This is a genomic window from Dethiosulfovibrio faecalis (genome assembly GCF_021568795.1).
In the GTDB taxonomy this organism is placed as follows: domain Bacteria; phylum Synergistota; class Synergistia; order Synergistales; family Dethiosulfovibrionaceae; genus Dethiosulfovibrio; species Dethiosulfovibrio faecalis.
In genome coordinates, this window is the sequence record NZ_JAKGUE010000003.1 from 224,487 (window position 1) to 250,156 (window position 25,670).

20 protein-coding genes are annotated in these 25,670 nt (G+C 59.3%); 14 read left to right on the forward strand and 6 right to left on the reverse strand.

Annotation, left to right across the window (positions count from 1 at the left end; all coding sequences use genetic code 11):
• From L2W58_RS04605 to L2W58_RS04620, 4 genes are read right to left on the reverse strand one after another with little or no spacing between them, the layout of a single operon-like run.
• Complete coding sequence (locus L2W58_RS04605) at positions 1-1,221, reverse strand: ABC transporter permease (protein WP_236101896.1); 1,221 nt, start codon at positions 1,219-1,221, stop codon at positions 1-3.
• The gene (locus L2W58_RS04610) at positions 1,218-1,913 is read right to left on the reverse strand and encodes an ABC transporter ATP-binding protein (RefSeq protein WP_274705045.1); all 696 of its coding nucleotides are present in this window, start codon (positions 1,911-1,913) and stop codon (positions 1,218-1,220) included. Before L2W58_RS04610 ends, L2W58_RS04605 begins: the two co-directional genes overlap by 4 nt.
• Positions 1,885-3,066: an efflux RND transporter periplasmic adaptor subunit gene (locus L2W58_RS04615; RefSeq protein WP_236101898.1), complete on the reverse strand. Its 1,182-nt coding sequence runs from the start codon at positions 3,064-3,066 to the stop codon at positions 1,885-1,887. Before L2W58_RS04615 ends, L2W58_RS04610 begins: the two co-directional genes overlap by 29 nt.
• A 4-nt stretch (positions 3,067-3,070) precedes the next feature.
• Positions 3,071-4,315 (reverse strand): TolC family protein, encoded by a 1,245-nt coding sequence (locus tag L2W58_RS04620; RefSeq protein ID WP_236101900.1) that lies wholly within the window; start codon positions 4,313-4,315, stop codon positions 3,071-3,073.
• A 188-nt stretch (positions 4,316-4,503) separates the two neighbouring features.
• Here L2W58_RS04620 and kdsB point away from each other — a divergent pair, with 188 nt between their 5' ends.
• The 8 genes from kdsB to L2W58_RS04660 all read left to right on the forward strand — a co-directional run bounded on the left by kdsB (position 4,504) and on the right by L2W58_RS04660 (position 16,755).
• Entirely contained in the window at positions 4,504-5,253 is a 750-nt protein-coding gene (gene kdsB / locus L2W58_RS04625) for a 3-deoxy-manno-octulosonate cytidylyltransferase (RefSeq protein WP_236101902.1), read from the forward strand.
• The gene (locus L2W58_RS04630; RefSeq protein WP_236101904.1) at positions 5,250-6,407 is read left to right on the forward strand and encodes an iron-containing alcohol dehydrogenase; all 1,158 of its coding nucleotides are present in this window, start codon (positions 5,250-5,252) and stop codon (positions 6,405-6,407) included. Before kdsB ends, L2W58_RS04630 begins: the two co-directional genes overlap by 4 nt.
• Positions 6,408-7,592 carry a DegT/DnrJ/EryC1/StrS family aminotransferase gene (locus tag L2W58_RS04635; RefSeq protein ID WP_236101906.1) on the forward strand — a complete coding sequence of 395 codons (1,185 nt, stop codon included), beginning with the start codon at positions 6,408-6,410 and terminating at the stop codon, positions 7,590-7,592. It begins immediately after the preceding gene.
• A 362-nt stretch (positions 7,593-7,954) separates the two neighbouring features.
• Positions 7,955-8,641: a TetR/AcrR family transcriptional regulator gene (locus L2W58_RS04640; protein ID WP_236101908.1), complete on the forward strand. Its 687-nt coding sequence runs from the start codon at positions 7,955-7,957 to the stop codon at positions 8,639-8,641.
• 2 nt (positions 8,642-8,643) lie between these two features.
• Complete coding sequence (locus L2W58_RS04645) at positions 8,644-9,774, forward strand: efflux RND transporter periplasmic adaptor subunit (RefSeq protein WP_236101910.1); 1,131 nt, start codon at positions 8,644-8,646, stop codon at positions 9,772-9,774.
• Positions 9,771-12,797, forward strand: coding sequence for an efflux RND transporter permease subunit (locus L2W58_RS04650; RefSeq protein WP_236101912.1), 3,027 nt, complete (start codon positions 9,771-9,773; stop codon positions 12,795-12,797). Before L2W58_RS04645 ends, L2W58_RS04650 begins: the two co-directional genes overlap by 4 nt.
• A 24-nt stretch (positions 12,798-12,821) precedes the next feature.
• Entirely contained in the window at positions 12,822-14,279 is a 1,458-nt protein-coding gene (locus L2W58_RS04655; RefSeq protein WP_236101913.1) for a chromate transporter, read from the forward strand.
• A 313-nt stretch (positions 14,280-14,592) separates the two neighbouring features.
• A complete protein-coding gene (locus L2W58_RS04660) occupies positions 14,593-16,755 on the forward strand; it encodes a methyl-accepting chemotaxis protein (RefSeq protein ID WP_236101914.1) in 2,163 nt (720 codons plus the stop codon).
• A 13-nt stretch (positions 16,756-16,768) separates the two neighbouring features.
• On the opposite strand, the gene L2W58_RS04665 is transcribed toward L2W58_RS04660, so the two are convergent.
• Positions 16,769-17,284, reverse strand: a complete 516-nt coding sequence (locus tag L2W58_RS04665; protein ID WP_236101915.1) for a hypothetical protein — start codon at positions 17,282-17,284, stop codon at positions 16,769-16,771.
• The gene (locus tag L2W58_RS04670; protein WP_236101917.1) at positions 17,281-18,324 is read right to left on the reverse strand and encodes an AAA family ATPase; all 1,044 of its coding nucleotides are present in this window, start codon (positions 18,322-18,324) and stop codon (positions 17,281-17,283) included. The genes L2W58_RS04665 and L2W58_RS04670 overlap by 4 nt, the downstream gene beginning before the upstream one ends.
• 118 nt (positions 18,325-18,442) lie before the next feature.
• On the opposite strand from L2W58_RS04670, the gene L2W58_RS04675 reads away from it, so the two are divergent.
• From L2W58_RS04675 to L2W58_RS04700, 6 genes are all read left to right on the forward strand, one after another.
• Positions 18,443-20,050 (forward strand): gamma-glutamyltransferase family protein, encoded by a 1,608-nt coding sequence (locus L2W58_RS04675; protein ID WP_236101919.1) that lies wholly within the window; start codon positions 18,443-18,445, stop codon positions 20,048-20,050.
• 132 nt (positions 20,051-20,182) lie between these two features.
• Positions 20,183-21,169 carry a purine nucleoside permease gene (locus L2W58_RS04680; protein WP_236101921.1) on the forward strand — a complete coding sequence of 329 codons (987 nt, stop codon included), beginning with the start codon at positions 20,183-20,185 and terminating at the stop codon, positions 21,167-21,169.
• Positions 21,170-21,305: 136 nt separating this feature from the next.
• Positions 21,306-23,183 (forward strand): lectin like domain-containing protein, encoded by a 1,878-nt coding sequence (locus L2W58_RS04685; protein WP_236101923.1) that lies wholly within the window; start codon positions 21,306-21,308, stop codon positions 23,181-23,183.
• A gap of 146 nt (positions 23,184-23,329) precedes the next feature.
• Positions 23,330-24,034, forward strand: coding sequence for a Crp/Fnr family transcriptional regulator (locus L2W58_RS04690; protein ID WP_236101925.1), 705 nt, complete (start codon positions 23,330-23,332; stop codon positions 24,032-24,034).
• Positions 24,035-24,069: 35 nt separating this feature from the next.
• Positions 24,070-24,750 (forward strand): DUF969 domain-containing protein, encoded by a 681-nt coding sequence (locus L2W58_RS04695; RefSeq protein ID WP_236101927.1) that lies wholly within the window; start codon positions 24,070-24,072, stop codon positions 24,748-24,750.
• Positions 24,747-25,661 (forward strand): DUF979 domain-containing protein, encoded by a 915-nt coding sequence (locus L2W58_RS04700; RefSeq protein ID WP_236101929.1) that lies wholly within the window; start codon positions 24,747-24,749, stop codon positions 25,659-25,661. Before L2W58_RS04695 ends, L2W58_RS04700 begins: the two co-directional genes overlap by 4 nt.
• Positions 25,662-25,670: the final 9 nt, after the last annotated feature.

The following is a 25,670-nucleotide window of genomic DNA, read 5'->3' on the forward strand; positions in this document are numbered from 1 at the left end:
CTATTCGTGTCTGAGGGCGTCTATCGGGTTCAGCCTGGCCGCCTTGGCAGCCGGGTAGTAGCCGAAGAACATCCCAGTCGCGGCGGATACCCCTACGGCCAGCACCACCGCGAAGACCGGCACGGACGTGTTCCAGCCGGTGAATCTCGTTATGGAGAATGCCCCTCCCCAGCCCAGGGCGACCCCTACCAGACCGCCTATCAGAGACAGGAGCAGCGCCTCCGTCATGAACTGGATCCTTATGTCCGTGGCGGTGGCTCCTACCGCCATGCGGATGCCTATCTCCCTGGTCCTCTCGGTGACTGAGACCAGCATTATGTTCATTATCCCTATGCCTCCCACCAGAAGAGAGACCGACGCCACGGCAGTGAGGAGCATGGTCATGACCCCCGTGGCGGACTTGGTGGCCTCGACCATCTGGGTGACGTTCTGCACCCTGAAATCGTCCTCGGCTCCCTCCTTTATCCTGTGTCTCTGCCGGAGCAGGGCCTCTATCTCCTTCTGGGCGGCGTTGAGCCTTTCGGGGGAGGACGACTTTACGAATATCGACCCCACCCGACCGGGGGTCCTGGAAGGGGACAGCCTCTTCCTGGCGGTGGTGAAGGGAACCAGGACTATGTCGTCCTCGTCTCCCATCATGGACTCTCCCTTGCTCTTCAGCAGACCTATCACCTTGAAGGGAACCTTCCCTATCCGGACCGACGCCCCTATGGGGTCCTCCGAGCCGAAGAGCTCATCCGCCACGGTCTCTCCGAGAAGGCACACCTTGGCGGCCCCTCTCTCCTCGGTGGAGGTGAAATTCCGTCCGTCCTCTATCTCCCAGTCCTTGACCGTGAGGAACGGGCCGGTTGTTCCGGTTATTCTGGTGGACCAGTTCGTGTTCCCCTGGACCACCTGGGCGGAGAAGTTCACCACCGGGGCCACGGCGGTCACGGAGGGGCACTCGATCCCTATGGCCTCGGCGTCCTTGACGTTAAGCGTCTGCACCGAACCGGACCGGACCCCTCCGGTACGGAACACGTCGGGGCGTATGAAGAGCATGTTGCTCCCCAGGGAGTTCATCTTGGCCGATATCTCCTCCCTGGCTCCCGTCCCTACGGCGAACATTATTATCACCGCCACCACGCCTATCACTATGCCCAGCACGGTCAGGGCCGACCTCATCTTGTTTGCCCACAGGGCCTTGGTGGCTATATGGGCGGTCTGGATGGGGGATATCACGATTCCTGCCTCCTGTCCTCGACGAGTCTGCCGTCCCTGAAGGTTATCACCCTCTTGGCGAACACCGCCATGTCCGGCTCGTGGGTTATCAGTATCACCGTGATACCCTGCTTGTCGTTGAGGGTCCTGAAAAGCCTCATTATGTCCTCGCTGTTGGCGCTGTCCAGGTTCCCCGTGGGCTCGTCGGCCAGTATCAGAGGAGCCCGGTTGACCAGGGCCCTGGCTATGGCCACCCTCTGCTGCTGTCCTCCGGACATCTGGTGCGGCATGTGATCCATCCTGTCTCCCAATCCCACCAGGTCCAGCGACTCGGCGGCCCTCCTGTGGCGTTCCGAGGGGGACACCCCGGCGTAGACCATGGGCAGCTCCACGTTCTCCAGGGCGCTGGTTCGTGAGAGCAGGTTGAAACCCTGGAATACGAAGCCTATGGAGTCGCGCCTCACGTGGGCCAGCTCGTCCGGCTTCATCTCCGCCACGTCCCTGCCGTCCAGAACGTAGCTTCCGGACGTCGGCACGTCCAGACAGCCCAGCATGTTCATCATGGTCGACTTTCCCGAGCCGGAGGGCCCCATTATGGCGGCGAACTCGCCCCGGTCCACCTTGAAGCTGACCCCCTGAAGGGCGTGGACCTCCTGGCTTCCCAGGACGTAGCTTTTCCTCAGATCACGGACGTCTACCAGGGCCTGGTCCAAAGAGTCCGCCCCCCTTCTCCTCCGACGATCCGTCGGACAGAACCTCGACCACCACCCGGGTCTCCTCGGACACCTCTCCGGAAACCTGAACCCATCTGTTCTCGGCCAGACCGGTCTTCACCGGTACGGGAACGGGACTGTCGCCGGACAGTGTGAATAGTACGCCGCTGCCGTTGAGGGATCCGCCGTGGGGCTCTCCTTCCTGTGTGGGTATGTCCACCCTGAGGGCGGCGGACGGGGCCATGAGCACGTCCTCTCGACGGTCCGTCACGACCGCCACCTCCGCCGTCATGCCGGGATAGAGGGACAGGTCGTCGTTGGAGACCCCTATCTCCACCGTGTAGGTCACCACGTTGTCCGTCTCCGTAGGAGCCAGCCTTATCCTGTCCACCTTGCCGGAGAAGGTCCGGCTGGGGTAGGCGTCAACGGTGAAGGACACGTCCTGACCTTCCTTTATGGAACCTATATCGGCCTCGTCTATGTCGGCCTCGACCCTCATCCGTCTCAGGTCCTCCGCTATGGTGAAGAGCTCCGGGGCTGACAGGCTGGCCGCCACCGTCTGTCCCTCGTCCACCTCCTTGGCCGTCACCACCCCGTTTATGGGGGACACTATCTCCGTGTGGGCCAGATCGGTCTTTGCGCTGCTGAGGGACGCTTTGGCCTGGGCCACCTTGCCCTCCAGAGCCCTAAGGCTGGCCCTGGCCGTAGCAACCGAGAGCTCCGCGTCGTCCAGGTCCACCTTGGCTATAAGATTCCGCCCCACCAGCTCTTTCTTTCTAGCCAGGGCCCTGTTTGCGTGTGCCAGAGATGCCCTGCCCTCGGCCAGGTCGGCCTGGGCGGTCAGAAGGGCCGCTTCGGCCTTGTCCACGTTCGCCTGAAACAGAGTGGGGTCTATCCTGGCCAGAAGCTGTCCCTTAGTCACCTCGTCGTTGTAGTCCACCAGCACCTCCGAGAGGTTGCCCGACACCTGGCTTCCGACCAGAACGGTGTTTATCGCCTCCAGCGTCCCTGTGGCGGACACCGTCTTCACCATGTCGCCCCTTCGAAGCGACTCGGTCCTGTAGGAAATCCTCTGCTTCTCTCCGTCGCCCCTATACCACCAGATCCCCGCTCCGATCGCCGCGATCAGAACCAGTGCAAATAGTTTTTTCATGATCCTACATCCTTCCCATGGCCTGTTTCAGAGCGGCCAGAGCTGTCTCCCTGTCGTATCTGGCCTGGGAGAGGGAGAGTCTCGCCTCTCCGTAGGTCGTCACTGCGTCGGCCACCTCGGTGGGGCTTCCCTCTCCCACCTCGTACCGTCCGTTGGCCAGTTTAAGGTTCGCCTCCGCCTGTTCCACAGTCTCTTTTGCCACCGTCACGCTCTGATCCGCCTCGTCCAGCGCCAGCCAGGCCTTTCTCACAGCCAGCTCCACCTTCTGACGCTCCGACTCGGCCTTCGCCTCGGCGGACTTGAGGTTTCCTCTGGCCTCGTCGGTGTCCGCCGTAGTCTGGCCTCCGTCCGATATGGGAACGGTTCCCTTGACGCTTACGGACCATTCCCCGTCCTCGAAGGGGGCGTCTCCGTTCCAGGAAAAGCCTCCGGTCGCGCTTATCGTGGGGGACAGGCCTCTGGCCGCCAGCTTCAGAGAGCTCTTGGCCTTGGCCACCGAGTGGCCGTAGGACTTTAGGTCCGGATGTTCCGCCATGGCCGTCGATATGGCCTCGACGAGGGTCTCCACCGGACGGCGTTCCGGCGCCAGGTCCGCTATCTCGTAGGGCTCCATGTCCGGACGGCCCATGGAGTGGTTCAGCTGCTGCCTCGCCAGCTCCGCGGCGTGCCTGGCCTTCACCAGGTCGAGCTGGGCCTTGCTCAGGTTGACCCTGGCCTGGGTGACGTCTATCAGGGCCTTCTCCCCCACGTCGTAGAAGCCCTTGGCTATCTCCAGATGCTTGACGTCCTGTTCGACTATCTCCTCGGCTATCGACCGGGCCTCCAGAGAGTCCAGCAGGTCGCAGTAGGCCTCGACTATGGAATATCTGAGCCCCTGAAGGGTGGAGATTCCGTCCGCCTCGGTGGACATCATCCCCTCCCGGCTGGCCTGTACCGAGAGCCTGGTCTGGCCCGAGTCGAATATACGCTGGGTCAGTCCCACCGAGCCGGAGTGGCCTCCGTCGTCTCCCTCGGAGCGGCTGTACTGGTCCGAACCCGATATGGTGGTTCTCCAGCCGGAGGCAGAGCCGGACACCCTGGCCCTGGCCGCGTCCAGGTCGCCCTCCGCGGATATCAGGTCCGGGTGGGTGGAGGCCATCTTTAGACAGTCCTCCAGCGTAAGTATCCTGGTCTCCGCCGATGCGGCCCCCGCCGCTATCGCCACCGTCGCCACAGCGGCGATCAGGCGAACGGTCACTCTATCGATCATGAAGGGATCATCTCCTCTTGTCCGTATTCGACTCATATAATACTCGCAAAGGAACTCTCGGTCCGTAAAGAAATGTCATGGTCTGCATCGGCTTGGGGTGGGTGCTGTCGCCTCGATCCATTATCAACGGTTTTATTCGTGCCACTATCGCCCCTAGTTTGTGATACTTCTACGTGAAAGGAAAAAAGATGGAGGTGAAAGACTTGATCGAGACCCTGGCGGTGATACCGGCTCGGTACGGCAGCACGAGGCTTCCGGCCAAGCCCCTGATGGAGATAGGAGGGGTCCCCTTGGTGATCAGGGTGCTTCGCAACGCCCTGAGGTGCCGTGGCGTGGACAGGACCCTGGTGGCCACCGACGACGATAGGATCGCCTCGGTCGTCGAGGACTGGGGCGGAGAGGCCATGATGACCCCGAAGGACCTCCCCTCGGGAGGGGATCGGGTGGCCTACGTGGCGGAGCGAATAGAGTCCAGATACGTGCTGAACATCCAGGGAGACGATCCCCTGGTCGGGCCGGAGATGGTGGACCCTCTGATGGAAGCCCTCAAGGGAGATCCCTCGGTGCCCCTCGCCGTGCTGGCCAAGAGGATAGAACGGCCCGATGAGGTCGACTCGCCCGACATAGTGAAGATGGTCTTCGACGGAAGGGGAAACGCCCTATATTTTAGCCGTTCTCCCATACCGTACCGTAGAGTCGGAGAGGCCGTCTGCTACAAGCACATAGGGCCCTACGCATATAGGAGAGATTTTCTGCTGCGTTTTTCCAGCTGGGATCAGACCGAGCTGGAGCGCTCCGAGAGCCTGGAGATGCTTCGGGTCCTCGAGAGGGGATACCCCATCAGGTGCGTGGAGACCTACAGGGACACCATAGAGATAGACACCATGGAGGACGTAAAGTCCTTAGAGAGATATCTTCGGGAGGTAGAGGACGAATGAATTTCGATATGTTCATGGCTGGAAGGATCTCCTTCGGTGCCGGAGTGTCGGCTACGGTAGGGGAAAAGGCGAAGGCCCTGGGGGCATCCAAGGTCATGTTGGTGACCGACGAGACAATGGTCTCCATAGGAACGGCTGAACGTATAACCTCCCATCTGGAGGAGGCGGGCCTTCCCGTGGAGGTCTTCTCCCAGGTGGAGCCGGAGCCGTCGGTGGAGACGGTAGACCTGGCGGCGGACCGGCTCAAGGCCACAGGATGCGACCTCGTGGTGGGGCTGGGAGGAGGAAGCTCCATGGACGTTGCCAAGGCGGTCAGCGTCCTGGCAACCAACGAGGGTTCCGCCGGGGCCTATCAGGGACTGGGTCTCGTCGAGAGCCCCGGCATCCCGAAGATAACCATACCGACGACCGCCGGTACCGGTTCGGAGGTCACCTTTACCGCCGTGTTGATCCGCAAGAGCGACGGAGTCAAGGGCGGAATAAACTCGGACTACCTATATCCGGACTGTAGCCTGTTGGACCCGGAGCTCACCCTATCCATGCCCAAAAAGATTACAGCCGAGACCGGCATGGACGCCCTGGCCCACGCCCTGGAGGCCTACACCAGCCGCCAGGCCTCTCCCTTCAGCGACATGATGGCCGAGGCCGCAATAGCCAGGATCGGCAGATACCTCAGGGTCGCAGCCTTGAGAGGGAACGATATCGAGGCCAGAGGCGAGATGATGCTTGCCGCCCTCTTCGGAGGAGTAGCCCTGGCCAACGCCGGGGTCACCGCCTGTCACTCCATGGCCTACCCCTTGGGAGCCCTCTACGGCGTGGGGCACGGCCTCTCCAACGCCCTGCTCCTTCCCTACGTCGTCCGGTTCAACGCCATGGCGGCGCCGGAGAAATTCGCCAGGGCCGCGGAGCTCCTGGGCGGCCCTAACTACTCGGAGGGGCTCTTCGACAGGGCCGTCGAGTGTGCCGACCGGCTGGACGAGCTGGTCCACGATCTGGATCTGCCGACGAGTCTGAGAGAGCTGGAGGTCGGCATAGCCCCGGAGAACTTCGAGGACATGGCGAAAAGGGCCATGGCCGTCGCCAGACCTATGGAGAACAACCCCAGGGACGTATCTCTGGAGCAAGTCATATCTATTTACGAGGAGGCCTTTTAAATGCCCGGTTTCGAGTTTTTCGATCAGAGAGAGATAGACGCGGTAGCGGACGTCATCGGTAGAAAGATGGTCCATCGCTACTCCTTCAACGACTGCCGCGACGGCATATACAGGGTTGAGGAGTTCGAGAACGCCGTGGCCGAAATGGTCGGATCCCGCTTCTGCCTCGCGGTCAGCAGCGGAACAGCCGCCCTTTACGTCGGTCTCAAGGCCATGGGAATAGAGCCGGGAGACCGGATAATCACCTCTCCCTTCACCTTCATAGCCACGGTGGAGGCCATGGCCGAGTGCGGCGCCGTGCCTGTCTTCGCCGACGTGGACGAAAGCCTGAACATGGATCCCCGGTCTGTCGAGTCCCTCATAGACGACAGGACCAAGGCTGTGATGCCGGTCCACATGTTCGGTTCCGCGGCGGACATGGACCCAATAGCGAAAATATGTTCCGCCCACGGCCTGAAACTCCTGGAGGACTCGTGCCAGGCCATGGGCGCCACCTACAAGGGCAGATACGTCGGGACCATCGGAGCCTGGGGGTCCTACAGCCTCGATCCCTACAAGCTTCTCACAGTAGGAGAGGGGGGGCTCGTGGTCACGGACGACGAGGAGCTTTACCGGACAATGGAATACTCCCACGACCACGGCCACGTCCACGACAAATCGATCGACCGCGGCGCCGAGCGCAAGAGCGGTCTGGGCATGAACTTCAGGATGAGCGAGATCCAGGGCGCAATCGGTCTGGTCCAGGTGGACAAAATGCTCGGTGCCGTAAAGGCCCTCAGGGAGAACAAGGCCAAGGTCCTGAAATCGGTGGGAGACGTCCCCGGCCTTGTCCGCCGCTCCTTCGCGGACCAGGACGGCGAGATAGCCACCCAGCTGGTCTACATCCTTCCGGACGGAGAGTCTGCGAAGAGGTTCCAGGCCGCCTCCGCCGAGGCCGGAGTGGGGTGCGGTATCCTCTCGGGCAACACCTGGCACTACGCCAGGCATTGGGATTCCCTGAGAGACTGGGCCGAAAGGTCGAGGGCCCGGGGTGTCGATGCTCCCGAGTATCTTCCGGAGGACATGGCGATCACGGAGGGAATCCTCTCCAGGGCGGTGGTCTACGGCATAAGAGTGACCGCCTCGGACGAATCGCTGGAGACCATGGCGAAAGCCATAAAGGCCGGAGCCGCCGCGGCCCTTTAAATCTTTACGAGAGCTTCTGAAACGTAAAGCCTCGGTCAGGTTGCCCCGACGGAGCCCGTTCGAGCCCGTATTTTAGACCTGCCGTCGTGTAGGACGGATGGGGCGACAGGACGTCGCCCCAAGCCGAGGGGGCACAGGACGTGCCCTCGGAGGCGGTCCGTTCGGAACAGGCAGGTCGAAAATACGCTCGGGCGAGACAGGGCTCGGGCGGGGCGACCTGACCGAGGCGATTCGGTAGTCCGGTAAAGAACCGTGTAGGTTCTCTGCCGGACTTTTTTTACCCTGTCGAAACATTGGTCGCTTGACTAAAATAGGTCGACCGTATAAAATTCTTCTCCGTAAAGATCCATGGAGGTGACGGCATGGCAGGATATTCCAGCGGAGACAGGACCAGGGAAAACCTCGTGAACGCCGCGGGAGAGCTCGCGGCGGAACTGGGTTTCTCCAGGGTGACCACCAGGGAGGTGGCCAAAAGGGCCGGAGAGAACGTCGGCAGCATCCACTATCACTTCGGCAGCAAGGAAAAGCTCTTCGAGGCGGTGGTCTACAAGGCTATAGATCCTCAGCTGAAAAACCCCCTTTCCGATGTTCTCGCTCCCTATATGGATCGCCTGGACGATCGAACGGTGCAGGCCGAGGCTGTGGTGTCGGCGATCCATTGGTTTATGGGAAAGCTTTTCGACGAAGACCGACCGCGCTGGTGCTGTCGTGTCGTATATCAGTTGCTTCAGAGCCCCGGGCATCTCAGGGATCTCGTCTTTTCTGTTGCCATGATGCCCGGCGTCGAGGTTTTCAGAGGATTGCTTCGTCGCATAGACGGAACGATGAGCCTGGAGGACTCGGCCTGCGAGATGTTGATAATATGCGCGCCCATATTCTTCCACGCCGACTACAGGGACATAATCACCTGCGAGCTCGGTATGGATCGATATAACCCCGAGTATCTGGAAGGGCTCGAAAGACGGATCGTAAGCAGGGCGCTTTTCGGGCTGGGACTTCACGATTTGGAAGAAGAGTATTCGATATGCAGGAAAAGAGGAGGAGAGTAGAGTTGAACAAGAAAATCCTATGGGTTTGTGCCGTCCTGTTCCTGGCACTGGGATCCTGGTTTCTGTGGAGCCACGTCGTTATGGCCTCGGAAAAAAGTTCGGATAAGGCGTTAGCTAAGGCCTCCGGCCCAAGGCCGGTGGCTCTTGAAACCGTTGGAGTCGGTGCTATCCGATCGAATCGTCGCTACCCCGGCGTGGTGGAGGCCGATCAGGAGGCCTTTCTTGCCTTCCGGGTAGCCGGTCCCCTGACCAAGGTGGACGTTCAGCTGGGAGACCTGGTGAAGAAGGGGCAGAGGCTCGCCCAGGTAGACTCCAGGGATTTCAGGGACGAGATAGAGGTGCTGAAGGCCCAGCTCGAGGGAGCCAGGGCGACCCTCGAAAACGCCCAGACCGATTACGACAGGTCCAAGTCGCTTCTTAAGGAAAAGGTCATAGCCCAGGCCGAATACGACGGGGCCAAGAAGGCCGTCACGACGGCCAGATCGTCGGTCAGGAACATCTCGGCCCAGCTGGACATAGCCGGACACAGGCTTCAGGACACGGAGCTGAAGGCCCCCTTCGACGGAATAGTGTCGGAGAGAAAGGTGGAAAACCACGAGATGGTCTCGGCGGGACAGGTGGTCATGGGGCTTCTGGACATATCTACCCTCAAGGTTACAGCCAACGTCCCCGAGGGGGCCCTGGTCCGAGGTTCCCTGTCGGAGGGGACTAAGGCGGAGCTGTCCTTCCCGTCCATACCGGATCTCAAGCTGATCGGGACCCTCGAGGAATGGAGCTCCTCTCCCGATCCGGCCACCAGGACCTACTCGGTGTCCTTTGTCTTTCCGGCGCCGGAGGGGGTCAGGGTGCTCCCGGGAATGACCGCCGAGGTCCTCTGGAACGGCGAGGAGGGCTCCTCCGAGGTCGTAACGGTGCCTCTGGGGGCGGTTGTATCCCGAGGAGACGGCGGATCGTCCGTCTGGGTCTACGATCCTGACGAAAAGGTGGTGCGATCCAGGTCGGTATCGCTAGGCAAGGTCGGAGGAGACGACAGGCTGCCGGTGATCGACGGTCTCAGACCCGGCGAGAGTATAGTGGTCGCCGGAGTGGATTTTATTACCGAGGGCATGTCCGTCAGCCCTCTTGAACGATGAGCAATCCCGCTTCCTTCGCCTTAAGAAAGAGGACCTTCATGGCGGTTATAACCGTCATGATAGTGGCCGCCGGTATAATCGCCTACGGAAAGCTGGGTAGGCTGGAGGATCCCACCTTCACCATAAAGACCGCCCTGGTGGTGACCCCCTATCCAGGAGCCTCCCCCTCGGAGGTCGAGGAGGAGGTCACGGACGTGGTGGAGGAGGCCGTCCAGTCCATGGGACAGGTCAAAGAGGTCCGATCCACCTCTCAGGAAGGACTGTCCCTGGTCTACGTGGATATGCAGGACGACTACCGCTCTCACGAGCTGCCCCAGATATGGGACGAGCTCAGAAAAAAGGTGTCCGACGTTCGAGGACAGCTGCCCCCCGGGGCCGGTCCCTCCATAGTCAACGACGACTTCGGCGACGTCTACGGAGTCTTCTTCGCCCTGACCGGAAAGGGCTACACCATGAAGCAGCTGGAGGACTACGCAAAGGACCTCAAGAAGGAACTGCTTCTGTGCGACGACGTGGCAAAGGTGTCCATATGGGGAACCAGGGAGGAGCGGATATACGTCGAGTTCAAACGGTCCCGACTGACCGAACTTGGCATACCTCCGGCAAGCATATACGCCACCCTCTCGGGGCAGAATCTGGTGGAGACGGCGGGAAAGGTCGACATAGACGGAGAGTACGTCCGTATCTCTCCCACCGGCGCCTTTCCTGACGAGTCGGCCATAGGCGATCTGCTCATAGGCGGAATGAAAGGGCTGGTTCGGCTGGGCGACGTCGCCACGGTCACCAGGGGCTATCAGGACCCGCCGGATAAGACTATGGAGTTCGACGGAAAACCCGCCGTAGGAATAGGGATCTCCACCGTTACCGGCGGCAACGTCATAACCATGGGAAACTCCATAAGGGAGACCCTGGCCGAAATAGAGTCGAACAGACCTCTGGGGATGGAGCTTTCGCCGGTCTACTATCAGAGCGACATAGTGACAGAGTCTGTGTCGGTATTCATAACCAACCTCGCCGAGGCGGTGGGAATAGTCATAGCGGTGCTTATGGTCTTCATGGGATGGCAGAGCGGTCTTCTTATCGGCTTTATACTGCTTCTCACCATACTCGCCACCTTCTTGGGGATGTTGCTGCTCGACATCGACCTTCAGAAGGTCTCTCTAGGGGCCCTCATTCTGGCCCTGGGAATGCTGGTGGACAACGCCATAGTCGTGGCCGACGGCATACTGGTCAAGGTGGAGAAAGGCGAGACCAGAGAGCAGGCGGCGGTGGACATAGTGAGAGACACCCAGTGGCCCCTTCTGGGAGCCACGTTGGTGGCCATATTGGCCTTCACCGCCATAGGGTTCGCCCCGGGAAACATAGGCGAGTTCTGCCGAAGCCTCTTCGAGGTGATGGCCCTGTCTCTGTCCATAAGCTGGATACTGGCGGTCACCGTGACGCCCCTTCTGTGCGTGTGGTTTCTGAAGATACCCAAGGAGAGTACCGACCCCTACGACAGGCCTCTCTACCGGTTCTACCGAAGGGCGCTTCGATCCTGTCTGGCCCATCGGTGGATCACGATCGGGGCGGTCCTGGCGATGCTGATCGTCGCCCTGATAGGCTTCGGGGCCGTGCCTCAGACCTTCTTCCCCGACTCGACGCAGAAACGGTTCTACGTCAACTACTGGAAACCTCAGGGATCCCACATAGACGAAACCCGTTCGGACATGTCATCCATAGGCGAGTTCGTATCGGAACTGGAGGGGGTGGAGTCGGTGGCGTCCTTCGTGGGAGAGGGAACCCTGCGCTTCGTGCTTTCCTACAACTACGAGTCTCCCAACGGCAGCTACGGTCAGCTTCTGGTCCAGGTGGACGACGTCTCCAGGATCGACGGACTGATAGACCGAATAGAGGAGCATATATACGAAAACTATCCCGACTCGGAGTCCCACTGCACCAAGCTGCCCAACGGTCCGGGGCTGGAGTACAAGGTGGGGGTCCGTTTCAGAGGCCCCGACGTCGAGGTGTTGAAGGACCTGGCGGATCGGGCCTTGAAGGTAATGAGGGATACCCCCAACGTGGCCGACCTGCGCACCGACTGGAGGCAGCCTGTACACGTCTTGAGGCCGATTTTCTCCGAGAGCAAGGCCAGACAGGCCGGAGTCAGCAGAAACAACCTCCATCAGGCCCTTCAGTGGACCTACGGCGGAAGCAGGGTGGGAATCTACCGTGAGGGAGACGATCTTATACCGATAGTCTCCCGTCCTCCCGAGGACGAGAGGACCTCTGTAGGTTCCCTGGGAGACGTGCAGGTATGGAGCGACGGGGCTATGGCCTTCGTCCCCCTGTCCAAGGTGACCGACGGAGAGGAACTGATCTGGGAGGACCCTCTGATAAAGAGGCACGACCGTCAGAGGGCCATCTCGGTGGAGTGCAACCCCGTCACCGGCCTGGCCGAGCCCCTGAGGCGACAGCTTCTTCCGGGGATGGACGGGATAGATCTCCCTCCAGGCTACTCTATGGACTGGATAGGCGAGTACGAGGATTCCCTGGAGGCCCAGGAACCCCTCCAGAAGACGTTCCCGATCTGTCTTGTGGCGATGTTCGTAACTGTTGTGTGGCTGTTCAACTCCCTGAGAAGACCGGTGGTCATCTTCCTCACCGTACCTCTTTCCATAATAGGGGTGGTGGGAGGAATGCTGCTTTTCGGAATACCCTTCGGGTTCATGTCCATACTGGGCTTCCTGGGGCTTTCGGGAATGCTCATAAAGAACGCCATAGTCCTGATAGACGAACTGGACCTACAGCTCAAGGAGGGCAAGGAACCCTATCACGCCGTGGTGGACTCTGCGGTTAGCCGACTCCGTCCCGTCGCGATGGCGGCGGCGACCACCATATTGGGAATGGCCCCTCTCCTCTTCGACCCGATGTACTCGGGGATGTCGATAACCATAATGGGAGGTCTCTTCGTCGGCACCTTCCTGACCCTCATAGTCGTGCCGGTGCTATACTCGGTCTTTCACGGGGTCACTGAGGCATAATCGACGAACGAGGAGGCGAGGTCTTTGATATTAAAGGTCTTTGCGGCTTTTCTGAGGGCCGGTTTTCTGGGATTCGGAGGAGGGGCCGCCATAGCCCCGGCGATACATAAAGAGGCTGTCGATAGATATGGCTGGGTGGACGACGGAACCTTCAACGACGTGCTGGCGCTGTCGAACACCCTGCCGGGGCCGGCGGCCCCTCAGATGGCGGCGGTCATAGGCTACAGGGCGGCGGGAATCGGCGGAATGCTGGCGGCCGTCTCCGCTCTAGTGGTGCCCATGGCGGTGTTGGTGGTGGTCCTAATATCCTGGATCTTCTCCGCCGTGGGGGAGAGCGCCGACAAGATGCTGATCCTGAAGAGGAGCACCGTGGCAGTGTTCCCCCTGGTGTCGGCCATGCTCTGTCGACTGATGCTCAAGTTCTACCGTCAGGGATCGGAGGCCATAGGGCCGGTCAGGACGGTGCTGTTCTCTCTGGTGTGTCTGGCTCTGCTCTACCTGGGGGTGGACAACGGCTTCGTCATATTGGCCATGATCTCCCTGGCGATCACCTCTGCCGCTCCCTGGCCCAGGTGGCTCTGCTACGGCATGGTGGTGCCGGTGGCTGCTCTGCTGTTCGTCCACAGCGACCTCGTTTCGACTCTGAGCATGGCCGTTCCGGATTACCTGGAATGGTCGGTGGTGCTGTGGCTTCTGGTAGCGGGGGGCGTCGGGCTTTGGACCACCCCTGCGGAAGGTGATCTGCCGAACTCGACCGGCGAGGCAGGGCTGCGTCCGGTTCTAGGAGACCTCGGGCGGATCTGGGCGGCGGTGCTGGCTGTCTGCGTGCCGTTGGTGATGCTCTGTCCTCTTCTTCGATCCTCGGCCTACCTGGCGCTTCTGGCCGGGATGACCTTTACCGGACTCATGACCTTCGGAGGCGGACCGGTGTTCATCCCGCTTGCCATAGGGCTTCTGGCCGGGCCGTCGTCCCAGATATTCCTCTACACCAGGGAAAGGCTCATGCAGTACATAGCCATAGTGAACGCCTTGCCGTCCCCCATAATATCCAAGCTCTCCGCCGTCTCCGGCTGGGACATGGTGCAGAGGGTGGCCGATTCGGGAACGGCCTACTCCGGCCCTCTTTGGCTTTGGGCGTCGGCGGGGGGAGCCATCCTGGTGGTCGCCATGGTGCTCCCGGCGGTCACGAACTCGTTGGTCGCCTTCTCCTGTCTCGACAGAATAAAGAGATCTCCGGGTATGAAGGCCATGACCAAATTTATCCTTCCCGTTCTCATGGCCATATTCCTGTCGGTCTTCATCTCCTTCATGGAGACCACCTTTCACACCGTAGCCTCCTTCCCGGGGCAGTCGGCTATATCGTCGGGGTTACAGTGCGTCTGGCTCTTCTGCCTCTTCCTCTGGCTACAGACCCGCCTGCGCAGGATACCCGACCCCCTTTTGATATTGGCCGCCGTGGCCTACGGAATTCTGATCCTCTGAACCCATCCTCTTTCATTATGAAAGAGGATGGGTTCAAAGGAAATCCCTAAAGGTCCTTTTCGACCTCTAGGGGTTTTTTATATTTCGCTTCGGCCTCCTCTGTCGCCGTTGAATCCTGGGTCCTTTTTCTCCGTGGGCATTAGGTCTCGATCTCTAGGGTATTTGGGATCGACTTCCCCATGTGGTATGGATACCTACATTGACGGTCTTTTCGGTTCGGGGATAATGGTTTTCATCGACCGATGTTGAACGCTGTAGACAGAAAATACAGTTTTTCGTGGCGGTGGCAGGGATTAGAGGAGGATGTTCGTTCATGCGTTTGAGGCTTAGAGGCAGGATGTTGGCTTTACTTTTGGGAGGACTGCTGGCGGTCCAGGGAACAATAGTCGTCTATCTGGCCCTTACGGTAAGGGGAAATGCCGTGGATCAGGCGGAGAAGACGGTTCAGGCGGAGGCGGAGGGGAGTGCATCCGACGTCTCAAGGGCCATGGAGCGCTTCACGGTGGCGGCCAGGACCCTGGCGTCCTCCCTCGAGGGTGTGGACGGCTCCACGTCAGGGGCCAGATCGACCGTGCTGGATATTGTCCGTAGCGTGTTGGAGCGAACTCCCGGGGCCTTGTCGGTGTGGTTCGTCTTCGAGCCCGACGCCTTCGACGGGAAGGACGGTCAGTTTGCCGGGGTCGACGGTTTTCAGGACACCGGTCGTTTCGAGGGAACCTTCATCCGAGAGGGCGGTTCCGTGGTCAGGACCTACGACACCACCGAGGAGAGTCTCAAGGACGGGGACTGGTACTATGGGGTCCTCCGGTCCGGCAGACCGGTCATGGCCGAGCCCTGCCGCTATTCCTACACCGATGACGAGAGCCGGTCTCACTTCATAACCGGTGTGTCCATTCCATTGGAGAAGGACGGTAAGATCGTAGGGGTGGCTGGGGTCGATCTGGATCTGGGGATCTTTTCCGAGCTGATGGAGTCAATCTCTGTGACGGATCATAGCTACGCCTCTCTCTTTTCGGACGACGGTTACGTCATATATCATCCCGATGAGGATCTGGTGGAGAAGAACCTTCAGGAGATGGGATCGGACCGGGTCCACGATCTGGGGCACGTTCTGAACGTTCTCTCTTCCGGGGGCGATGAGGTATCGGTTTACCGGGATCCCGAGCTGGGAGAGGAGGCCCTCAAGGCCCGCATTCCCGTGTCCTTCGGGTTAGGCCTGAATCCCTGGAGCCTGGCCATAACCGTTCCCCTCTCGGACGTAACAGCGAAAGCCGATGCGGTCGTCCGTGACGTTATTCTGGCGTCTCTGGCCGGGTTGCTTATCCTCGCGGTGGTGATGTTTTTCGTCACAGGCAGGATAGTGAGACCGATAGAGGGAATTTCGGAGATTCTGAAGAAGTTCTCCCAACTTGACTTTAAGTCGGACGGGTCTAGATCCTGGCTTTTCAAGTATCGCAACGACGAGATCGCCGATGCGGTCCAATCTCTCGTGGATATGCAGATCAAGGTGAGCGATTTCGTCCGTGCGATCCAAAAGGAATCCGGCGTTTTCTCCGGCACCTCCCAGTCCTTGGCCGCCCTGGCCCAGGAGACCGTGGCGTCCATGGAGGAGGTCAAGTCCTCGGTGGACCATGTGGGAGACCTTTCGGAGGCCAACTCGGCGGCCCTGGAGGAGACCACCGTCGGAGTGGAGGAGGTCTCGGCCGGGGCTTCCGGTGCGGCGGATAGCGCGGCGGAGGGCTCCGAGGAATCGGCCGAGATGAGTCGCATCAGCGGGGAGGCCGTTAAGAACGTCAGGGCCATGGTGGAGATGATAAAGTCCGTGGGAGAGAGGTCCGAGAGGACCGTCGATAGCATGAGTCAGGTTGAGGGGTCGGTGGAGTCCATCACATCCTTCGTGGATACCATCGCATCCATAGCGGACCAGACCAATCTGCTGGCTTTGAACGCCGCCATAGAGGCCGCCCGGGCGGGAGAACACGGGCGGGGGTTTGCCGTTGTCGCCGAGGAGGTCCGCAAGCTGGCGGAGGAGAGCAACAAAGCGGCCAAGGAGGTCGCCGATCTGATAGGTTCCCTCAGGGAAAACGCATCGTCGTCCACCTCTTCCATGAAGGAGGTCGACCAGCTGGTCGATCGGATAGTGTCGGCATCCGATTCGGCCATATCCAACCTGGACGACGCTCTGGTGCGTATCTCCAAGGTGGAGGACGTGATGCAGAACATCGCCGCCCTGGCGGAGGAGCAGGCTGCTGCCAGCCAGGAGATGGCCTCCGGGATCGATCAGGCCACCAAGGGGACCGTGGAGATCACGGAGATACTGCTGAACGTGAAGAAGGGAAGCGAGGATACCGCTTCGGCCTCGGATCAGGTGGCTCAGGAAGCTCAGGCACTCTCTTCCGGTGCTGAACGTCTCAGCTCGATAGCCGCTCGGTTTGCCCTGGACCAGGAGAACGATCTGTCGTTGAGAAAAGAATAGTCCACCAGGTAGCTTATTTTTCGGGGGTGCACCTCTTTATGGGATATTTCGGCAGGTAGCACCTCCAGCCGTCCACCGTCACAACGGCGCAGTCCTTCACGTAGGGATGGCTCCAGGGCCGGTCGGACTCCCATCTCAGCTTGGAGAGGATCCTCTCCTTGGTGGCCAGAAGCTGGGCCGCCTCCACAGGGGTCCTCTCCAGACCCAGAAGAAGCACGAACAGGATGGGCTTATCGTCCAGTCCCATGAGGTGCAGGTAGCAGTAGCTGTCCCTGGCCTTGGGGATCAGCCTTCCCGCCAGGTACTCGTCTCCCGAAAGCCGTCTCACGAAGGAATGCCTCTCCCTCTCCGGGGCGCCCTGATCCGACGGGTCCTTGACCTCCACCATTATGGTTCGTTCCCTTTCCATTATGACGAAGTCCACCAGGGCCATGCCTATGGGACGGGCCTCTCCCGGCTCGTCCAGCTTTATCCAGCTCTCCGCCGCCGAGAGGTTTAGAAACAGCTCCTTCTCCCTGGTCCAGCTCAACTCTCTCCCTCCTCCGATTCCAGAAGGGCCCTGGTGGCGTCCCTGTGGTAGAGGTCCATGAAGACCTGGGATATCACGTTGGGGTGAAGCGACGGATAGTCCTCCGTAGAGGATATGTCTATCCCCCTGCCGTTTCGGAACAGGGCGTGGAAGCGAATGTCGTCCTCCTCCTTTGCCCTGAGGTCCAGCTCCTTTAGCACCACGTAATCGTGGGTGGCCAGAAAAACCTGGACCCCTCTTCTCTGTATCGCCAGGACGATCTCCATCATAGGTCCTATGGCCGACGGGTTTACGTTCGCCTCCGGCTCGTCCCAGAAGAGGACGCTCCCTCCCGTGAGGGTGCCGTTTCGTATCAGCCTCCAGAGAACGCCGAGCTTTCTCAGCCCCTCCGCCATCAGGGAGAACTCCAGATCGTCGTATTCGGACTGAAGGAAAAAGCCTCCCTCTCTCTCCACCACCTGACCGCCTATACGCCGCTCCAGATCCAGGGCCAGCTCCGTCATGTCCTCGTCCAGAGGTGCGTCCGGCTGGGCCATGGCCCTCTCTATCACGTCGGCGTAGGTGTCGTCGAAGGCCAGCCGCCCCGCCCGGTGAAGCGCCGTGAAGTTCGGAGCGTGGACCAGCATCTCCTTCACAGGCAGAAAAACGCTCTCGAGGGGATGGGCCAGCCACTCCCTCTCTCCCACCATCTCAACCTCGCTCGGGCTATCCGCACTATCGTCGAAGGAACATAGAATGTGGTCCTCTCCGCCGTCTCTCGTCTTCCTGACCTCTATGGCACCGGAGGACAGCTCCTCTCCCCTCCGCACCAGACGTCCGATCCGTCCGCCCAGGGGCATGAACAGCCTGGTCAGCTTCTCGGGGAAACTCCTCTGGCCCAGCGAGGCCTCGCAGGCTCCGTAGAGAAACTTCATCATGTGAGACTTGCCCGAACCTCCCTCTCCCACCAGCACGTTCAGTCCCGGTGAAAAACGACCTGTGACGGAGGAGAAGGCGGTCAGGTTTTTCAACGTCACCGACGAAAGGTAACCCTTGTTCATGTCCATCACCCCTTTGGGCTATTGTAGGACAAAAACCTTACGATTTCCTATCGATATTTATCTTCCATCGTATAATGGAAGATGAAGTCGGAGATTCATACAAGGAGGGAGATAAGGGATGAAGGCTTTCGATCCTCAGCGCTACAGATATCCGTCCAGACGGGCTCTGGTCTACGGTTCCCGTGGAATGGTGGCTACCTCCCATCCTCAGGCCGCCCAGGCCGGTCTGGATACGCTCAAAAAAGGTGGAAATGCCGTGGACGCGGCAATCGCCACCGCTGCGGCCTTGACGGTGGTGGAGCCCACCAGCAACGGCCTGGGTAGCGACGCCTTCGCCATAATATGCAAAGACGGAAGGCTCTACGGCATAAACGGCAGCGGACCTTCCCCCAAGACTCTTACGAGAGACTTATTAAATAAGAAGGGACTTTCCCGGCTGCCCTCCATGGGGTGGCTTCCCGTATGCGTTCCCGGAGCCGTCGCAACCTGGGCGGCCATGTCAAAGAGGATGGGCCGTCTGCCCCTATCGGAGGTCCTGGCCCCTGCGGTGGACCTGGCTAAACAGGGCGTGGCCGTGCCTCCTACGGTGTCGAAAAACTGGAATCTGGCCCTGGATAAATACGGAACCTCCGGCGACCCCGCCCTTTCCCCGTGGAAAGACACCTTCGTGTTCGACGGAAAAACCCCCGAGCCGGGAGATATCGTCCGTCTGGTGCATCACGGAAAAACATTGGAGCTGATAGCCCGTTCCGACGGCAGGGATCTTTATCAGGGCGAGCTGGCCGATAGGATCGTCTCCTTCGCCTCCGAGACAGGCGGTCTCCTCGCCTTCGAGGACCTGGTGGAATACACTCCCGAATGGGTGGAGCCCCTCTCGGTGGACTACGGAGGCCTTACCGCCTGGGAGCTGCCGCCGAACGGCCAGGGCATGGTCGCCCTGATGGCCCTGGGGATACTGAACGGTCCGGAGCCCTCCGATCCTAACTCGCCCGAGTCGGTCCACCGCTCCATAGAGGCTCTGAAGCTGGCCTTCGCGGACGGACACCGCTACATATGCGATCCCCATATGGCGGATGTTCCGGTGGACCGGCTGCTGTCCGACGGTTATCTTGCCGAGCGGAGTCGCCTGCTGGGAGACAGGGCCGCTCGGCCCGAACCCGGCGATCCCAACTCGGGCGGCACCGTCTACCTGGCGACGGCCGACGGCTTCGGCAACATGGTCTCAATGATACAGAGCAACTACACCGGCTTCGGTTCCGGCGTCGTCGTCCCCGGAACGGGAATAGCCCTCAACAACAGGGGGCTGGGCTTCTCGATGGAGCCGGGCCATCCCAACGAGATCATGCCGGGAAAGAGGCCCTATCACACCATAATTCCCGGCTTTCTCACCAAGGGCGGCGAGCCCCTGGGTCCCTTCGGTGTAATGGGAGGCTACATGCAGCCTCAGGGCCACCTTCAGGTTATAACCAACCTGGTCCGGAGGGGAATGAACCCTCAGGAGGCCCTGGATGCCCCCAGATGGCAGTGGACCGGCGGGCTGGACGTCTCGGTGGAGCAGTCCTTCCCGTCCGACATGGCTCGGGCCCTCTCCCGGATGGGTCACCATATAACGGTTGTCCTCGAGCCGGACTCCTTCGGCAGAGGACAGATAATACTGAAAACCGACAAAGGCAGCCTGGTAGGAGCCACCGAGCCCAGAGCCGACGGAACAGTGGCGACCTGGTGAGATGGTCTTTATATCCTTATGGGCACTGGAGTCGACTGTCTCATCGATGTCTTGAAATATATCTTCTCAGTTGATCCGAAAATTTGTCCGATGTAAGATGAATAATATTCTATGATGCTGGGAGTGATTTGTGTGATCAGGATAAGAAAAGCGATTCTGACTGCGATTGCTGCGGTCGTTCTTTCTGCCGGGACACTGTATGCCGATGAACCGGTCAAGATAAAGGCGTTGGTAATGGCGATGTTCGAGATAGGAGACTACTCGGGAGATTTCGCCGGGGAATTTCAACATTTTTACGAGGGCTATCTGTCCGATGCAGTCTCTTACGATGTGAAGGGGGCTCCCAATCCTTTGTTCGTGGCGGAGTCCGGCGTAGCGGGAGCGGTAGTGGGAGAGGGTAAGGCTCAGGCGGCGTCGACCCTGACTGCTATTCTCTCCGATCCGCGGTTCGATTTCGACGGAACCTATTTCATAACCTCCGGTTGTGCCGGAGCCTCTCCCGAAAGGAGTACCCTGGGGTCGGTAGTTATCTGCGATGCCGTGGTGGACTACGAGCTGGGGCATGGATGGAAGCAGTCGGACTGTCTTCCGGGAACCCCGACTTTCATGGCGATGGACGACTTCGCCGAGGTCGGATATATCTCGTTGAATCGCGAGTTGTTAAAAAAAGCTAGAGAAGCCTGTGACGAGGTCGAATTGGCAGATTGTTCCGAGGCAAAGGCATATAGGGCTCTGTACCCTCAGAAGGTGGCGAACGGAGTTCCGTCGATTCAGTACGGCGTTTCCGTAACGGGAGATTCCTACTGGCACGGCAGAGGTAGTTCCGTGGCGGCCGATCACGTATGTGCAGTTTATGGAGCCGAAACCTATATGGTTACCCAGATGGAGGACAGCGCTTTTGCGGCGGTGCTTAGAAATTTCGGATATCTAAATCGTTATCTGGTGATAAGAGACGTGGTTAATTTCGATCGTCCCCATCCCGGGCAGACCGTTAGGGAAAGTCTGAAGGCTTCTTCCGGAGGATTCTCCATTGGTATGACGAACGGATACAGAGTCGCTTCCGCCGTATTGGACCATATTCTGGCGAATCCAAGGGAGTGGGAGGAGATTACGCGGTAAAAGATTGTATTTTTTATTGACACTTTCGTCGGTGTCGTTGTTAAATAGAAACGAAGGGCCTCTTCCGATGTCGGAGGCCCTTCGTCTTTAAGCTGACGAGATGAACTTATCGAAAACGAGAAAGGGGAGTAGGTACATGAAAAATTTGGTAAAAATACTTCTATGTGCCGTAATAGTCATGGCGAGCGCGGTCGCTGTCTGGGCAGACGTGGCCCCGTTAAACCCCGCCTTCGAAAGCTACATGGAAAGGCAGTCGGAAGAGGGTAAAGTCGCCGCAGACGGTAACGTTTATAGGGGAAGGATTCCCTCTCCGGTGGACCTTAGCCATCTGGCGGGAGCGTCGGTGTTCGATTCGGAAGGTAAGGGAGCGTCGTCGTTCCCTGTAAACTACGATCTGAGGACCCTCGGACTGGTTTCCCCCGTCAGGGATCAGGATCCCTACGGTGCCTGCTGGACCTTCAGCGCAACGGCATCCATGGAATCGACCTCCCTCAAGGCGGGAGTGGTCGATCCCGATTACGCCGAGCAGTTTCTTGCCTACTACGGCTACGTAAATCAGTCCAACGAGCTCGTCGGGTTCGGGAACTACGGTTTATACGACTTCCCCGATCTCATGGACAACGGAGGAGACGACTTCAAGGCCATAGCCCTCCTGGTCCGGGGGACCGGAGCCGTCAACGAATCGGAAGCCCCCTACGGTGCGGTAGCTCCGGCAGCCTCCACCGTCCTGTCCAGATCCCTCAGGAACGTCTATTACTTTTACTACGACAGTTCCACTAGATATCAGAAGGCCAGCGTGGAAAACATCAAGACCGCCCTCATGAACTACGGAGCCGTTTCGGTGGGCATGTACGCCGGCGATCCACAAGGTGGAAACTGGGTCGGATCTCCCTATTTCAACCCTTCCACCTACGCGTCCTACACTCCCTCGGACAACCCCGACGGGTTTTCTTTGGGTTCCGCCAACCACGCCGTCACGGTGGTCGGCTGGGACGACAACTACTCCAGGACCAACTTCAATCCGGCCAACCAGCCGTCCTCCGACGGAGCCTGGATAGTTAAGAACTCCTGGGGTGCCGATTGGGGCGACAAGGGCTATTTCTACCTGTCCTACGAGGACGCCGTCATGGACACCGGTGCCGCCTACGTAGGCAGCGATCCTATAACCTACGACGTCGTATATCAATACGATCCTCTGGGATGGTGCAATTCCGTCACACCCACAGGAATGTCCACCGACACGGCATGGATGGCCAACGTCTTCACGGCCAGAGGGAACGAAACGATAAGGGCCGTCTCCTTTTACGCCGGAGGAGTCGGTAACACCTATTCCATCTCCGTCTATACGGGCGTCACCGGTGATCCCACTACGGGAACCCCAGTGGTATACGGACAGACCGGCACCGCTCAGGAGCCCGGCTACCACACGGTGGAGCTCTACAAGCCCGTTACCGTCGCGGCGGGAGAGAGATTCTCCGTGGTGATTCACCTGACCACTCCTGGTTACTCTTTCCCCGTAGCGGTCGAATATCGGATCGCCGGATACACCGACAAGGCCACGGCCTCGGCCGGTCAAAGCTATCTCTCCTCCGACGGGACGAGCTGGACCGATGCGACCTCGTCGGTAGACGGCACGGCTAACGTCTGTATCAAGGCCTTTGGAACCGAGTCGTCCTTTGCGTCATACGGATCTCTCAAGGTACTCATAGAGCCCGCGGCCGTCGTTACCGCCGGGGCCGCATGGTCCATCGACGAAGGACGCACCTGGTATTCCTCCGGTACGACGGTTCCGTCCCTTCCACCGGGAGATTACTCCGTCCAGTTCAAACAGGTCGTCGGATGGCGGATCGATAGCCCTCAGAACATGGTCGTCCTTAACGGAGGGTCCGGCACTTTAACCGGAACCTATGAACGAAGCTCCGGTTCCTCCGGCGGCGGCGGATGTTCCGTCGGATTCGCTCCGGCGGCTCTCCTCCTGGGTCTGCCCATGTTGGCCCTTTTCGGCAGGAGATAGATAAACCCGAAAAGAACCTCTCTTAGGAGCTCCCCTTAAAAGGGGCGCTCCTTTTTTGTAGCCTGGACTACAGATTTCAAAAAATACATTGTCTATACTTATGTGTATGTTCTTGAATCGCCAGGAGAGATGGAGGCGAGATAACGGTGAACGAAGGAAAAAACTACTACCGCGAGGTCTTCGACGAGAAGAAGCAGCTGGAGATGAGGAACTACTTCAAGGAAACTCTGGCCCCTCGGGGAAAACTCAAGAGATACCCTAGAAACGACGTCGTGGAGCCTGGAAGGCGGGGAAAATGTTTCGGCATCGTGGTGGAAGGAAAGATCTCCAAGGCCATCATAAGCTCCTCGGGCAGGGAGAAATTGCTCTACGTCCTCCGCCCCGGCGAATTGTTCGGCGAGATGGACCTCATCGACGGAGGCTCGCTCAACTACGTCCTCTACGCCAAGGAACCCTCCGCCGTATCCTACATCGGCCAGGCGGTCCTGGATGGAGAGCTCCGGGACAACCCCGAGGCCTACCGCTACTTCATCCACAGCATGACCAGGAAATTCCGCATAGTCACGTTGCAGCTTGCAAACAACGTCTTCAACGACTCCACCGGACGGGTGGCCGACGCTCTCATACGGCTTTACGCCTGCTCCGACACGGAGGACGCCGAGATGACCGAGGGAATGATAACCACCGCCCTCACCCAGAGCGAACTGGCCTACAACGTAGGCTGTTCCAGGATCACCATATCCAGGATACTGAAATCCTTTTTCGAAGAGGGACTTCTGGAAAAGGTAAACAGAAAAATCGTCATAAAGGACATGAAGGGACTGGCGAAGTACACCGACAGGGTCCAGTGAAAGCGTTTCCTGTCGTAATCGAAAGGGGATAGAAAATGATCAGGTTGGTAGGCGTGTTGGTCGTCATAGTGGGATTGGGGCTGAGGCTCAACCCTCTACTCGTCGTCATAGTGGCGGGGTTCTCCTCCGGTCTGGCCGGAGGAATGGGACCCTATGAGATACTGGAGGCCATAGGAACCGCCTTCGTGACCAATCGGTATATGTCTCTCTTCATCTTGACCTTGCCGGTCATAGGGCTGCTCGAACGTCACGGTCTCAGGGAGCAGGCGGAGCTCTTCATAATGAAGCTGAAAGGCGCCACTGCGGGAAGGATAATGCTTCTCTACATGGTGTTCCGCCAGGCCACCAGCGCCGTGGGGCTCCAGCTCGGAGGACACCCCACCTTCATAAGACCCATAATCTCACCCATGGCGGAAGGGGCGGTTGCCAAAGGTAGAACTCTTCCCCAAGCCGTGTTGGACGAGATAAGGGGAATGGCCGCGGCGGCGGAGAACTACGGCAACTTCTTCGGTCAGCTCATATTCATAGCGGCCGGAGGGCTTCTGCTCATAAAGGGAGTCATGGAACAGGCCGGATACTCGGTCGACCTGCTGTCCATGGCGCTCTACGCCGTTCCCACCGCTCTGGCCGCTCTGGCCCTCGCGACGGTGCGTTACACCATGTTCGATCGCAGGATGAAGAATCTGTCTCTGGAATCGGAGGAGGAAAACCGATGAAGATAACTCTGGATCACATGTACGTCGTCACGGGGCTTCTGCTGATGGTCTTCGCCCTTCGATCCTTCCTGGACAAAAACAACGCCAAGAGGGTCGGCACGGCGGTCTTCTGGGCCCTTTACGGCGTCACCTTCCTATTCGGCAAAATCATACCGGACGGAATAATCGGGGGCATGGTGGTCCTGATGGCGGTGATAGCGAGCTGCAAGGGCCTGGGGTCCGGATTCTACGGCGAAGCGTCCAAAGAGGAGAAGACCAGGGAAGCTAAAAAGTTCGGCAACAGACTCTTCCTCCCCACCCTGATAATACCGGTCGTCACGTTTCTGGTGGCCAAGTTCACCTCGCTGGGAGCTCTGGTAGGCTTGGGATTGGGTTCCATCGCCGGGTTGATAGCCGTCGTACTCCTGACCGGCAACGGAATCGGCACGGCGGTAAACGAGGGACGCCGTCTCATCGACGCCATAGGATGGGCCGTCATACTGTCCCAGTTTCTGGCGGCGTTGGGCTTCCTTTTCGACAAGGCCGGCGTCGGAGGGGTCATAGCCCAGATGGTCTCGTCGGTGGTCCCGACCGGAAGCGCTCTGGCTACCGTGATCGCCTACTGCGTCGGAATGGCCCTTTTCACCATGATAATGGGCAACGCTTTCGCCGCCTTCGCCGTTATCACCACGGGAATAGGCATCCCCCTGGTGATAGTTATGCACGGAGCCAACCCCGCCATAGCCGGTGTTATAGGGATGCTCTCCGGCTACTGCGGCACCCTCATGACTCCCATGGCGGCCAATTTCAACGTGGTCCCGGCGGCTCTTCTCGAGATGGAAGATAAAAACGGCGTCATCAAAGCCCAGATAGCGACGGCCGTTCCGATGCTCTGCGTAAACATAGCCCTGATGTACTTTCTCGCTTTTTAGGAGGTAAAA

Excerpts from the sequence above, each read along its gene's own strand:
- L2W58_RS04620 (WP_236101900.1), bottom strand. The coding sequence starts at position 4,315 with ATGATCGATAGAGTGACCGTTCGCCTGATCGCCGCTGTGGCGACGGTG.
- L2W58_RS04660 (WP_236101914.1), top strand. The coding sequence starts at position 14,593 with ATGCGTTTGAGGCTTAGAGGCAGGATGTTGGCTTTACTTTTGGGAGGA.
- L2W58_RS04615 (WP_236101898.1), bottom strand. The coding sequence starts at position 3,066 with ATGAAAAAACTATTTGCACTGGTTCTGATCGCGGCGATCGGAGCGGGG.
- L2W58_RS04650 (WP_236101912.1), top strand. The coding sequence starts at position 9,771 with ATGAGCAATCCCGCTTCCTTCGCCTTAAGAAAGAGGACCTTCATGGCG.
- L2W58_RS04640 (WP_236101908.1), top strand. The coding sequence starts at position 7,955 with ATGGCAGGATATTCCAGCGGAGACAGGACCAGGGAAAACCTCGTGAAC.
- L2W58_RS04630 (WP_236101904.1), top strand. The coding sequence starts at position 5,250 with ATGAATTTCGATATGTTCATGGCTGGAAGGATCTCCTTCGGTGCCGGA.
- kdsB (WP_236101902.1), top strand. The coding sequence starts at position 4,504 with ATGGAGGTGAAAGACTTGATCGAGACCCTGGCGGTGATACCGGCTCGG.
- L2W58_RS04675 (WP_236101919.1), top strand. The coding sequence starts at position 18,443 with ATGAAGGCTTTCGATCCTCAGCGCTACAGATATCCGTCCAGACGGGCT.
- L2W58_RS04635 (WP_236101906.1), top strand. The coding sequence starts at position 6,408 with ATGCCCGGTTTCGAGTTTTTCGATCAGAGAGAGATAGACGCGGTAGCG.
- L2W58_RS04700 (WP_236101929.1), top strand. The coding sequence starts at position 24,747 with ATGAAGATAACTCTGGATCACATGTACGTCGTCACGGGGCTTCTGCTG.
- L2W58_RS04695 (WP_236101927.1), top strand. The coding sequence starts at position 24,070 with ATGATCAGGTTGGTAGGCGTGTTGGTCGTCATAGTGGGATTGGGGCTG.
- L2W58_RS04685 (WP_236101923.1), top strand. The coding sequence starts at position 21,306 with ATGAAAAATTTGGTAAAAATACTTCTATGTGCCGTAATAGTCATGGCG.
- L2W58_RS04670 (WP_236101917.1), bottom strand. The coding sequence starts at position 18,324 with ATGAACAAGGGTTACCTTTCGTCGGTGACGTTGAAAAACCTGACCGCC.